Raw genomic sequence first — 12,727 nt, 5'->3', positions numbered from 1 at the left:
TTTTTATAATGGATCAGCGTCCATTTTTAATCTCTATTTCCGGTTGGAATTTTACGTGTATGAGGAGATGAATTTTTTAAAAACCAACTCCTACATTTAATGAGGACATTCTGAGTCGAATATTTGCATTTCTGTAAGGACTTCGGTAAGGCCTGCGCTCTTCATAATAGTAAAAGCTGGTATAGTGATGGTAATAATGGCTATGGTGGCAACTTGAGTCACAAGAATCCTGATGTTCCTTATAGGCGGCTTCCTTACCTTTCATATACGCTTTGTAGGCTTTCTTGTCTCTTTTTTTCAGATTCTTTTCGTACGCCTTTTGATCTTTCCAAAAAAGTTCTTCGTCTTCGACATGTTGTGATGCCAGGGATTGCTCATATTCCGCATCCTCTCTGGCGCGTTTTTCATAATATGAAAGAGGATCTTCGTTTTCCTTGTCAGGCTCTTGCCCAAAGGCACTAAAATTTATGAATCCAATTGTTATAAAAACTATTCTATAAAAGCATCGCATGGTTAGATAGCGTTTGTGGTTCTTTATAGGAACAGTTTACTATTTGTTTACCCTAATAGATATGTTACTTTTTTTTATAATTCCAATAGATATCAATTAGGGTATAAATTGTTTTTTGGCCTTTTTGGACTCTTTTTCAGCTTTAATCTCATCCCGTTTAAGACTCCATGCATAGCTTTTATAATTAATGGTCATTTTGTTAATTTCAAAAAAGACCCGGAGTTCTATTTTTTCACTGCGCCAATAATACAAATCGAGGTTAGGGGTGAAGTAGGTAGGCTCCCCATACAAATCACTTAAGGATTTTATGATATTTCGATCTGCTTTTGAGATGATAGCGATTTCAGAAATTTTATTGTCTGCTGTTTTGAATAAGAGATGCGCTATGGTTTGCCCAATAATGAGTTTGTGATTGCAAAGGGTGTTGTAGTAATCCCATTCAGGAGAAAGGTTATTTTTGGTAGCATATTCAGGAGTCATTGTTTGCATGCATTCATATTTATGAATCTTACTCCCTAATTCAATTCCTCGAAATCCGTTTTTCTTGTCGAGTTCGTTCAGGTCTTGAGCGATACAAAATATCGGAATACACCATGTAATTAAAAAAATAATAGCACGCATGCCAACTGCTTATTTAGTTAAGAGGGTAAGTATGAGTAATTTAAAACATTATATGTTTAATAATAGCGGAATACCTTTTAATTCCATAATTACTCGATGAAAAATAGCATCACTTAGTAAATAGAATTAAAGTAAAAACCCTGTACATGTACAGGGTTTTGAGTTGACATACCGATTGATAATAAGTGTCTTGTCTGTGTGGTAAAAAGGTTAATTCCAGCCTCCACCAAGGGCCTGATAGACATTAACCATAGCAGTGATTTGCTGCATTTTAGTCTCTACCAGCTCAAATTTTGATTCCAGAGCATCACGTTGAGTGAGTAATACCTCCATGTAATCTGCTCTTGCCGATTTAAATAGAACATTAGAAATTCTGATTGACTCATTAAGCGCATCAACCTCTTTGGTTTTTAAATCGTATTGTTGTTTTAAATTATCAATGTTTGATAATTGATTGGCTACTTCAACATACGCATTCAATATGGTTTGTTCATAGTTATACACTGCCTGAATTTGTTTCGCATTTGCACTCATATAAGCCGCTTTAATAGCATTTCTGTTAATAAGAGGAGCTGTCAGGTCTCCTGCGATATTATACAACAATGATTCAGGTGTTTCCAACAAGTAAGCCGTGTCAAATGCCTGAAATCCGAGTCCGGCGGTAATGTCAAAGGAAGGGTAGAACCTCGCTTTGGCAACCTTAACATCAAGCTTTGAAGCAGCAAGTGTATATTCAGCTTCCCGAATATCAGGACGGTTTTGTAATAACTGTGACGGGATACCAGATTCAATACCATGTGGTTTCATATCCATGAAATCAGAAGCATCTCTTTCTATAGCTTGCGGATAACGACCAACTAAAAAATTAATTTTATTTTCAGTTTCAACAATCTTTTGTTGGATGGCATATTGTAGACTTCTGGTATTTAGTACTTCCGCTTCAAACTTACGAACTGCCAGTTCGGTAGCTTTAGCTGCTTTCTTCTGCAGCTTAACTATTTTTAATGCATTGGTTTGAATATCTACATTGCGATTCACAATCTCCAGTTGATTATCCAGAGCTAACAATTCATAGTACGAATTGGCAATTTCAGCGATAAGCGTAGTGACCATAAAGTTTTTACCTTCAACAGATCCCAGGTATCTCAATACTGCTGCCTTTTTGGCGTTGCGAAGCTTTTTCCAAATGTCCAGTTCCCATTTAGCATGAAGTCCGGCAAAATAATCCGGAAGGGGTTCCGGCATTTCTTCACCTGGTCTTATATCCGTTGTGGCTTCACTTGCTCCGCGACTGGTATATCGTGCAACCTTATCAACTCCCGCTCCGGCTTTGAAGTCAATAAATGGGAGGTATTCACCTTTTTTCTCCTTGATCTCGCTTTTAGATATTTTAATCTCCTGCAGTATAATGTTTAATTCCTGATTGTTTTCAAGCGCTATATCTATCAGGTTCTTTAAGTGCTCATCCTTGAAATATTCATTCCACTGTAGCATTGCAGTATTCACAGTATCCTGCTGCTCGTTTCGATATTGCTCAGGTACGGCTTTATCCTCATCTACGGTTTCCAGCGTCGGGACACAAGAATAAAAAGCAGTCAGAATGAGCACCCCCAAAAAGGATATTCTTTTTAAGTGTAACATGTTGATTTTATTTGTCATCAGATTTTTTCATTAATTTTTTCAAGACCTTATTCATACGGCGAAGCCTTGCTTCTAATTTGCTTTCTCGCTCGCTCAGTCTCATAAATTCTTCAGAAACTGGTTCTGTAACCTCGTCTTTAATAAGGCTCTTACCATCAGCCATTTTTGCAAACACAAAATACAGTCCCGGTATAATAAGAACTCCTAATACCGTACCTATAAGCATACCTCCTAAAGCAGAGCCTCCAATGGTTCTGTTACCAATCGCTCCGGCTCCGGTAGCCAATACCAACGGAATTAATCCTGCGATAAAAGCGAATGAGGTCATTAAAATTGGTCTGAATCTCACTTTAGCTCCCTCAATGGCAGCATCGAGAATGGAGGCACCTTGTCTTCGTTTTTGTACTGCGAATTCAACAATTAACACGGCATTTTTTCCGAGCAAACCAACCAGCATAATAACCCCAATTTGCGCATAAACATCATTGGCAAGTCCCATAAGTTTTAGTAATAAAAAGGACCCAAATACACCCACCGGTAAAGATAGAATTACGGCCATTGGTAATAGGAAGCTTTCGTATTGAGCAGCTAAAACCAGGTATACAAAGATCAATACTACGGCAAATATGTAAATGGACTCGTTACCTCTCGAGGCTTCATCATAGGAAAGACCTTCCCATGCAATATCGTAACCTCTCGGAAGGTTTTTTTCTGCAACTTCCTGAATGGCTTTGATGGCATCACCACTGGTAAAGCCTGCTGCCGGAAGTCCTCGGATTGCTGCCGAGTTGTAGAGGTTGTAGCGGGTAATCTCATTGGGACCTAACTTTTTTTCCATTTTCATGAATGAGGAATAAGGCACCATTTCATCTTTATCATTTTTTACGTAAAGCTTTTCAAGATCGCTTGGCATCGCTCTATATTCGGGAGCAGCCTGGGTATATACTTTAAAAAACCTTCCGTATTTAATAAAGCCTTGCTCGTAGGTACTACCGATTAAGATATTTAAGTTCTCCATGGCTTTCCCGATGGAAACCCCTTTTTGCATAGCTGCTTTATTGTCAATTTTTAATTCATATTGGGGATAATTAGCAGCAAAAAAGGTAAATAACCCACGAAGTTCCTCTCGTTCTCTGAGGGCATCCATGAAATTATTATTGATTTTTTCAAACTCATGGAAATCAGTACCGTTGGTTTTGTCTAACAGGCGCAATGCAAATCCCCCGGAAGAACCAAATCCCGGAACTGCAGGCGGCTCGAAATACTCTATAATAGCCCCTAGGTCTTTGGTCTCTTCTTCCAGTTCTTCCATTATTTCATGAACGCCATGCTTTCGTTCAGACCAGGGTTTAAGGTTAATCAGGCAGGTACCTGCATTGGATCCCCTACCTTCGGTCATGATTTCATATCCAGCAAGGGATGAAACCGAAGCAACGCCTTCTGTTTCTTCGCAAATAGCTTGTAGTTTTTTTGCGACTTCGTTTGTACGTTCCAGGGTAGCACCCGGAGGTGTTTGAATAATAGCATAGATCATTCCCTGATCTTCATTAGGAATAAACCCTGCAGGCAATACCTGGTTGGTTAAAAAGATACCCACACAAAAGGCGATCAGCATACCAAACGTAATTACACGTCGGTTTACAATCATTTTTAATACGCCAATATAGCGGCCGGTTAATTTGTCGAATTTATTATTGAACCAATCGATAAACCTGTTAACCGGCGATTTTTTTCTAGGCTTGCCATGCGTGTTTTTTAGTAACATGGCACATAGTACCGGCGTAAGCGTGAGGGCTACGATTGCTGAAATAATAATGGCTCCCGCCATGGTAATGGAGAACTGACGATAAAAGACTCCAACGGGTCCGGACATAAATGAAATAGGGATAAAAACAGATACCATAACTAAGGTTATAGCTACCACAGCACCTCCAATTTCACCTAAAACGGCATACGAAGCTTTATAAGGAGTCAGGTGCTCTTCTTCCATTTTTACATGGACACCTTCCACCACTACGATGGCGTTATCAACTACAATACCTATGGCTAATACCAGGGCGAATAAAGTAATCAGGTTAATCGAAAGACCGAACAATTGCATTACAAAGAAGGTTCCGATCAATGATACCGGAACGGCAATGATTGGAATAATGGTAGATCGCCAATCACCTAAAAATAAAAATACTACAATGGCAACCAGGATAAATGCATCCCTAAGGGTGTGCAAAACCTGGTCGATGGAAGCGTCTAAGAAGTTTGATACGTCGTATCCGACTTTGTAGTCAACACCGGGAGGGAGATCCTCCTTTATTTCTTTTAATTTGTCTTTAACAGCAGCAATTACATCATTACCATTACTACCAAAGGTTTGCTTTAAGACAATAGAGGCTGAGGGTTTACCATCGAGATTCGAATAGATATCGAAAAACTCACTTCCCAGTTCCACATCCGCGACATCTTTTAATTTTAGTATTTCACCTTCTTCATTCGCCTTAAGAATGATGTTTTTATAATCTTCTGCTTCATTATATCTTCCCTGGTATACCAAAACGTATTCCAAAGACTGTGCTCTTTTACCCGAGCTTCTTCCCAAACGTCCTGGTCTGGCTATAATACTTTGCTCGTCCATAGCTTCCAATACTTCCTCGGCAGATATATTGTAGGCTCTCATTCGATCGGGTTTTAGCCAAACCCTCATAGCGTATTTACGGCTACCTAGTATTTGAGCGCTGGCAATCCCTTTGATACGTTGTATCTCGGGAATAATTTTGGTGTAAGCATAATTGTACAGAAACTTTTCGTCATTGTTTTTATGATCGCTGAAAAGGTTTACATACATTAACATACTGGGTTGTACGGGTTTGATGATAACCCCCTCCCTTTGCACTAATTCGGGAAGTAGAGGCATTACCTGGTCAATTCGTGTTTTTACCCTTACAACCGCGTCATTAGGGTCAGTACCCGGATCAAATATGATACGGAGCGTTCCTTCACCCGCACTGGTGGCGTCGGATGCGATATACCTCATGTCTTGCACCCCGTTAATTGAAGTTTCAATAGGGATTAAGGTAGATTTCACCAATACATCTGCACTTGCTCCGGGGTAGGCGATAAACACGTTTACCGTAGTAGGTGCAATTTGGGGAAATTGCGATATGGGTAATTGTTTTATGGCTAATAAACCTGTAAAAACAATTACCACCGATATTACAATGGCTAATACCGGTCTTTTAATAAATTTACTAAACATTATAATGTAATTTTAGTTGTGTTAGATTACTCTGCGTACATTTCCAGGCTTGCCAGTACCTTGTCAGCCTGTTCAAGCTCATAGTGAATCTTTTCTTCATTTTTTACCATTCTGATACCTTCCAGTAAGATTTTGTCATTCACTGTTAATCCGTCTTCAACGATAAACAGATGAGGTAATTCAGCTTTAATTTGAATCTCTTTTTGAATTACTTGATCCTGCTCATTAACTACGAATACATATTTTTTATCCAATACTTCAAAAGTTGCCTTTTGCGGAATGATCAGGGCATTTTTAAAAGGGATTTTCATAATCACATTTCCGGTTTCACCATGTCTTAACAGACCTTCCGGATTAGGGAAAGAGGCTCGGAAAGGAATGTTTCCGGTTTCGTTATTAAAATCAGCAATAATGGTTTCTACAACTCCCGTATGGTCAAAGGTCTGGTTGTTGGCCATTAAGAGTTCCACCTTGGTGTTTTCGTCTGCAGTACTTTTGGTTTTATAATCTAAATATTCGGCCTCCGGCACGTTGTAATAAACCCACATTTTACTGTTGTCCGAAAGGCTGGTAAGAAGTTCTCCTTCTTCAACATAACTTCCTAGTCGTACTTCGAACCGGCCGATGAAGCCATCAAAAGGAGCCCTGATTTCCGTAAACTTCAGGTGGGTGTCTGCTAAGGCTAGGTTTGCCATAGCCTTTTGGTATTCAGCTTTCGCCATGGCCAGTTCGTTTGCAGCTACCACATTACTGTCAGCAAGAATCTGGGTGTTTTTGTATTCTATTTCAGCAAAGTTAGCCTCCGCCTGTGCCTTTTGTTTTTCTGCCTTGTAGAGGTTAGGCATAATTTGAAACAAAAGTTGACCTTTTTTCACATGTTGTCCTTCGTCAATATAAATTTTCTGTACATATCCCCGTTCCTGAGCTCTTAGTTCGATATGTTGAATGGATTGAATCTGACTTACATAATTTTCTGTAATTATAGTATCCTTTACAACCGGGTTTGAAACCACGAATTTGACTTCTTCTGATTTGGTTTCTTCTTTTTTTGATGTACAGCTGGTTTGGTACAAAACTGCACCAATAGCTAATAACATGAGTGATTTCCTCATCTTAGTCTTAGTTTTAAAATGTTATTTGATTTAATTGTAATTGAAGTGCAATGCACAAAGAATCCTTAACCCAATATGTTTAATACTGGATTTTAGAGATATAAATGTAGCAACAGGCATGAGCGGTTAAGTCCGATGCCTGAAATAAGATCATAGTCTAAAAACTTGAAACCTGATATATAGGTTTGGGGTAGTTAAATAAGTTAAGAAAGACTTATTAGATGATAGTCTGTTTTTAAATAATTGAAAGTATGTTAGTTTAGCGGAGTGGTTATTCAGGATGGCTAAACTGGTATGCTTTTTCTTTTTAAGAGAAACAGACTCGTGGGTTTCTTCCTCGTTAAAGGTTTCTTCAAAGAAGTGGTTACTGGTATGTTGATGAGGTGTTCCCGGTACAAGAAAGGCGGAATCATCAAAATCGAAACCATAAGAAATGAGCTGCTCATGATCATTCAATGAGCTGTGTGAAATATCCGGGTATTGCTGTATTGCATGGGTTTGATTAAACCCACTCAAAAGCAACACAAAGAGAGCCAGACAATATTTAATCAGCACTTTCGTCATTCGGGCGGTAAAACTACATTATACATCGCAGTATATCAAGTAATAATGTTTTAAAAATAAATTAAAATTAAGACAGTATGTTATATAACAATTACATAGGGAAATTGTCTTAAGATTTATGGTCCGATAGCGGAAATGAAGTTTTATTGGTGGTTGATAAGGAGGTTGCCTAATCTGCGAAAAGTTGTTCGTCTTCTGAGAAATCAAGAACCTCGGCTCTCGGAGCTTTTGTCAGGATATAGTTTACCTCCTTTTCAAGTTTGAGTTCGGTAGTGTACACACGACTGGATGCCAGTACGAAACCACCTTTGGAAACTCTGAATAGAAATTTTCGCTTACCAGGATTTTTTTTGGTGAACGTAAATATTTCCAGGTTGTTTCTGATTGCTTGCAAGATCACTTTACAGTCATCTTTTTGCTTACAATTGATGCTTGTAAATATAGCATCTCCTTTCCTGGAGGTGAAAATGAAATTGTAATTCCCGTTTGGTTGTTTGCGAATGACAAACACTCCCATATAATTTAAATTATTAAAATGTTAGCTAAATAGTTTTCGGTATGGAAAAGTCCAAATCTATGATAAAATTTATAGAATTTGAATTTGTTTTTCTGATTTGGAACCTATCTGCTTCGGGATGAGTGAGTAGGAAGAACTTTTTTTCTGGAAATTAGGGCAGGTATAAAGGTTAGACGATGGTCTCCAAAATGGGGTGCCACTCACTGGGATGGAGCAGGTACAAAAGGGACCTTTTTATATTTGTTGGAGGTGTTCACGGTTCTTTTTAATGGATTCAAGTGGGCATGATGATCGTTGTTACATACTTTAAAAATAGTTCAGATGAATATTTTTCAGAAAACACAGGAAGAAAAAGATTTTAAACGGCTTTTTGTTTATGATTTAAAAGGTAGAGAAATATATACAAATACTAATGGAATCGAACAATGGTTTGTTTATGATAATGACTTGCTTTATAAGCATGTCAGGAGTGATGGTTTTACAAGGTTTTTTAAGTATAATCAAAATGGAGGTTTGTTGTCAACCAAAGATACTAGCGGATTTGAGGAATGGTGCGAGTATGACGAAAATGGGCATAAGAGAAGGTATAAAAATTCCAAAGGAAAAGAGGAGTATTTTGAATATACAGCAGAGGGACGTCTATTGTTATTTATCCCTTCAAATGATGTTAATAAAGCTACCATTTACCGTTATGATGGTCAGGGAAATCAAATTTATTTGAGAGATAAGTTGATTAACATGGAAGAGTGGTGGGACTATAATAATAAAGGGGAAATAATAAACCACAGGGATAATAAGGGTTTAGAAGAATGGTTTGAGTATGATGAAAAGGGAAGATTGATAAAATCCAAGACAAATGAGGGGTTGGTAGAGACGAGATGTTATGATAATGAAAATAGATTGTGTCAGATTAAAAATAACGCTGGATATGAGCAAATTTATAAGTATGACACGCTTGGGAATCAAACTTACTATAAGTCTCATGTTATTCCTAAAAAGAAGGAAAGCTGGGAAGAAAAATTAATTCCTGCCGGTGATGCTTTTGAAGAGTGGAAAGTATATAATGATCAAGGACTGCTGATCCATTATAAGAATAGTGCGGGAAATGAAAAATGGATTGATTATGATGATTATGGGAATGAAACCAATTATAAAAATATCGATGGTGTAGAGGTGAAGAAGGAATATCTTTTTTACGAAGAACTCCAGGATGATACCCAATGGCTATTCAGTTTTGAACAGTTATGATGTGGGTAACGCCAATGTATAATATGACAAGGTGTTTACAATGAATTTTTATACCCGGTTGATTAGGTAAAAAATCACCTTGACAAAATTTCAGGTAATGTAGCTCTATTGCCTGGAAACATTTTATACAAGAATGAACCTAAATAGATGTGTTCATACTTTATCCATACTTTAACTATGCCTCAACCATACCTTTGCTATACCTGAAATGGGCCTTATCTAAGCACTTTTCTTGACCAAATAACAGGCATAGTAAAACATTTAGATCATTTTAAATCAATTTAAACATGACGGCTAAAACATGCAAAAAACGGTAATATCAGATGATTTAACACGGTTAGTTCAGGGGGGTGAAAGAATGGGTTATTTTAGAGGGATATTTTTTTAGGGTTTTGGATTTTTGAGTGCAATAAGGCAATTATTAATGATTGACATTAACATTATTATAACATTTTAAATTTTACATATAGTAAAATTATTTTACTTTTATGAAAATTTTAAAGACGAGTAGAAACTGTGTAATTGCACAGAAAATAATTCCAGACTTTAAGGAAGAGTAAGAGGGCTATGTTGCTTATAAATAAAGAATTATACACAAGATTAAACCAAGAAGAAGCTTTAGTTGAAATTGAAATGTCTTCAAACAATGGGATTTATAATTAAACGTCTTGACATTTAAATGAAGCTCAATACAGAAGTGAATGTGAGTTTCAGTAAAAAGATAAACAAATGAATGATTTGAATATTCAGGCTTCTGATTTTAGGAGAACACAATGGAAAATGCTCTTTGCTGTTATGTTTTGCTACCTGTTTTTTTATACAGGTCGACAAAATTTTGGGTGGGCCATCCAGGGAATAGAAGGGGAGTTTGGTGTTACCAAGCAGTATATAGGTTGGGCTGGAGCTGCGATGTTATGGGCTTATGGTATTGGCCAGTTTATTAATGGTAACCTGGCAGATAAATATGGTGCTCGCCGTATGATGGTTATCGGAGGTGTATTGTCTGTGATAATGAATTGGGCGACGAGTTTTGCCACTGCTTATTGGATGATTGTTCTTTTTTGGGCCTTAAACGGATTCAGTCAATCCCTGGGGTGGGCTCCGGGTAGCAGGCTGGTATCCAATTGGTGGGGAGGTAGAGAAAGAGGTAAGGCTTTTGGGTTTTATTTATTTGCAGCTGGAAGTTCTTCAATACTGATCTATTTATTGTCCATAATTATGTTGGATATATATGATTTCAATTGGAGGTGGTTATTTCGTTTACCAGTATTACTACTCCTTTTGGGTTGTGCAGTTTTTTATTATGTAGTCCGTAATAAGCCGGAAGATTTAGGGTTTGAGCCACTGGAAGATGAAACACAAGTTACTGTTAAGGATAAGAGAAAAGATGAAACTTCTTTGCAACGTTATAGTAAAGTATTAAAAAATAAAAAATTCATGTTGGCCTGTATTTCTATTGGCTTTCAAAATACAGCCAGATATGGTCTTTTGGTATGGGTGCCTCTTTATTACCTGGGAACAGAAATTGAAGAATCCTCTAATCTTTGGATTGCCTTAGCGCTTCCCATAGGGATGGCTTTAGGTACTATCTTTTTCGGACAATTATCAGATAGGGTTTTTAAGTCTAACCGATCCAAGCCTATAGCTTTATCGTTAGGATTAGCCGGGTTGGTAATTCTCATGATCTATTTTGTGCCAAGAGATCACCTGTTAGGTGGCCTGCTGTTAATGTTTTTAGCCGGTTTTTTGGTGTATGGTCCGCAATCGTGTTATTGGCCGCTTAGCCCGGATTTATTAGGAGTAAACAGATCTGGTACAGGTGTTGGGGTTATGAATACATTTGCCTATGCTTTTGCGGGTGCGGGTGAACCATTTATAGGATTTATGGCAGATATTACAGGTCAGGAAAATATTGTGTTTGCAGTAACTTCTACAATGTGCTTTATGGGGGCATTTATTATTTTGTTTGTGAGGAGATAGATATGAGTTTTAGATAAGCTGAATCCTGGTTTGCCATAAATAACCGGAGTGTTTTATTAGGGTTCCAGGATAGAAAATTTAGAAGACCGACAAAAGGCCTGGATGTTAGTATAAAGAATTAATAGTTTTAAAAGATGAATCAAAGATTAATTGAAGAAATATCAGTAAAAGACATTAAGCGTATAACCAATGAGTTAGGAGCTAAAAAAGTGTTTTTGGTAACAGATCCGGTCGCATATACATTGAGTGGAGCTGAAGATTTCTTTCAGCCTGTATTAGAAGATGTTGAGGTTACTATTTTTTCAGATTTTGAAGTAAACCCAAAAATAGAAGATGTAAAAAAGGGGGTTGCTATTTTTAAAGAAGGCAATTATGATTTAATAATTGCGATTGGAGGAGGAAGTGTTATAGATATGGGGAAATGTATTAATGCTTTTCAGGCAAACAACCCTGAAGATCTTCTTGATTTCGTTAGTCAAAATAAAATCAAGGAAAAAGGAGTTCCTCTATTAGCCATTCCAACTACATCAGGTTCCGGGAGTGAAGCCACTCATTTTGCGGTAGTATATATCGATGAGGTTAAATATTCTTTGGCCCATGAGTATATTTTGCCCGATATAGTAGGCTTAAATTACAGGCTTACATCAACCCAGCCGAAGTACTTAACGGCATGTACATCATTAGACGCGCTGTCTCAGGCCATTGAATCGTATTGGAGTGTTGGCGCTACCGAAGCGTCTAAAGAATATGCGAGAAAGGCTTTGTCATATTTGTTGCCAAATATTAAGAAGAATGTGAATAGTCCGACAAAAGATACTCGTCATAAAGTTTCATTAGGTGCCTATTATGCAGGTAAGGCAATTAATATATCAAAAACTACAGCTTCTCATGCTGTATCCTATGCTTTTACTACGTATTATTCTATTCCTCACGGGCATGCAGTATTTCTAACATTACCTGAGTTCTTTGAGTACAATTATAATGTGTCAGAAATTGATGCAAATAACCCCAAAGGGATTGATTATATAAAAAACAGTTTTGAAGACCTTTGTGAATTTTTAGGAGTGCATTCAGTTACAGAAGGAAAAAATTATTTAAAGGAGCTGGCAAGAGAAATAGGGATAGAATTATCTTTAGAAAAGCTAAATATTAAAGATTGCGAAAATGTAATTGCCGATAATGTCAATACTGAAAGGTTGGGGAATAATCCTAGAAATATTTCTAAAGAGCAACTCTTACAGTTATTAAGGAGCAAAGAATAACGAATGGTTGAAAGGACCGTA

10 protein-coding genes are annotated in these 12,727 nt (G+C 37.4%); 3 read left to right on the top strand and 7 right to left on the bottom strand.

Features of this window, described 5'->3' with window-relative positions:
* Positions 1-76: 76 nt before the first annotated feature.
* The 7 genes from P278_RS11165 to P278_RS11135 form a co-directional block, all read right to left on the bottom strand.
* A complete protein-coding gene (locus P278_RS11165) occupies positions 77-511 on the bottom strand; it encodes a hypothetical protein (RefSeq protein ID WP_038266690.1) in 435 nt (144 codons plus the stop codon).
* Positions 512-607: 96 nt separating this feature from the next.
* A complete protein-coding gene (locus P278_RS11160) occupies positions 608-1,132 on the bottom strand; it encodes a hypothetical protein (RefSeq protein WP_038266686.1) in 525 nt (174 codons plus the stop codon).
* 210 nt (positions 1,133-1,342) lie between these two features.
* On the bottom strand, positions 1,343-2,773 hold the full coding sequence (locus P278_RS11155) for a TolC family protein (RefSeq protein WP_038267875.1): 1,431 nt from the start codon (positions 2,771-2,773) through the stop codon (positions 1,343-1,345).
* 7 nt (positions 2,774-2,780) lie between these two features.
* Positions 2,781-6,023: an efflux RND transporter permease subunit gene (locus P278_RS11150; RefSeq protein WP_038266683.1), complete on the bottom strand. Its 3,243-nt coding sequence runs from the start codon at positions 6,021-6,023 to the stop codon at positions 2,781-2,783.
* A gap of 26 nt (positions 6,024-6,049) precedes the next feature.
* The gene (locus P278_RS11145) at positions 6,050-7,135 is read right to left on the bottom strand and encodes an efflux RND transporter periplasmic adaptor subunit (protein ID WP_038266680.1); all 1,086 of its coding nucleotides are present in this window, start codon (positions 7,133-7,135) and stop codon (positions 6,050-6,052) included.
* A 150-nt stretch (positions 7,136-7,285) separates the two neighbouring features.
* On the bottom strand, positions 7,286-7,699 hold the full coding sequence (locus P278_RS11140) for a hypothetical protein (RefSeq protein WP_038266677.1): 414 nt from the start codon (positions 7,697-7,699) through the stop codon (positions 7,286-7,288).
* 169 nt (positions 7,700-7,868) lie between these two features.
* Positions 7,869-8,216, bottom strand: coding sequence for a hypothetical protein (locus P278_RS11135; RefSeq protein ID WP_038266674.1), 348 nt, complete (start codon positions 8,214-8,216; stop codon positions 7,869-7,871).
* A gap of 321 nt (positions 8,217-8,537) precedes the next feature.
* Between P278_RS11135 and P278_RS11130 the strand changes: the two genes are divergently transcribed.
* The 3 genes from P278_RS11130 to P278_RS11120 all read left to right on the top strand — a co-directional run bounded on the left by P278_RS11130 (position 8,538) and on the right by P278_RS11120 (position 12,706).
* The gene (locus P278_RS11130; protein WP_038266672.1) at positions 8,538-9,464 is read left to right on the top strand and encodes an RHS repeat domain-containing protein; all 927 of its coding nucleotides are present in this window, start codon (positions 8,538-8,540) and stop codon (positions 9,462-9,464) included.
* Positions 9,465-10,193: 729 nt separating this feature from the next.
* Entirely contained in the window at positions 10,194-11,444 is a 1,251-nt protein-coding gene (locus P278_RS11125; protein WP_038266670.1) for an MFS transporter, read from the top strand.
* Positions 11,445-11,578: 134 nt separating this feature from the next.
* On the top strand, positions 11,579-12,706 hold the full coding sequence (locus P278_RS11120) for a phosphonoacetaldehyde reductase (protein WP_038266667.1): 1,128 nt from the start codon (positions 11,579-11,581) through the stop codon (positions 12,704-12,706).
* The last annotated feature ends 21 nt before the right edge of the window (positions 12,707-12,727 follow it).

Source organism: Zhouia amylolytica AD3 (assembly GCF_000511935.2).
Classification (GTDB): domain Bacteria; phylum Bacteroidota; class Bacteroidia; order Flavobacteriales; family Flavobacteriaceae; genus Zhouia; species Zhouia amylolytica.
The sequence above is the reverse complement of the archived record's forward strand: the minus strand, read 5'-3'. Positions and strand labels throughout refer to the sequence as shown.